This window comes from Methylophaga pinxianii (assembly GCF_020447225.1).
Taxonomy (GTDB): Bacteria; Pseudomonadota; Gammaproteobacteria; order Nitrosococcales; family Methylophagaceae; genus Methylophaga; species Methylophaga pinxianii.
This window is the reverse complement of the sequence record NZ_JAJAEO010000034.1, coordinates 1-341: the sequence shown is the minus strand read 5'-3', so window position 1 is coordinate 341 and position 341 is coordinate 1. Positions and strand designations below refer to the sequence as shown.

1 protein-coding gene is annotated in these 341 nt (G+C 46.3%); it reads right to left on the bottom strand.

The window, feature by feature from the left end:
- Positions 1-341 (bottom strand): outer membrane protein assembly factor BamB family protein (locus LGT40_RS16730; protein WP_226069653.1); only part of this gene is annotated, 341 nt, incomplete at both ends.

The window sequence follows — 341 nt, the reverse complement described above, 5'->3', positions numbered from 1 at the left end:
GTGCTGTACGCTTTGTACTGCACGTTACCGTCTAAGTCATACGCTTGTACATAACCACGAACACCGAATTCACCACCTGAAATACCAACGATGATTTTATCTTTGAAGACGTGCGCTGCAGCGGTGCTGGTTGCGCCAACTTTTGGATCATCACGTTTGTCAGACCAGACAACTTCACCAGATTCCATATCTAATGCCACCAGAGTGGTATCAGCCTGGTTCAGGAAGATTTTGCCATCGCCGTAAGACAGACCACGGTTAACGGTATCACAGCACATGACTGGTACAGTTTCATCGTAGTTTTGTTTTGGCTCATATTTCCATTTGATGGCGCCATCGTT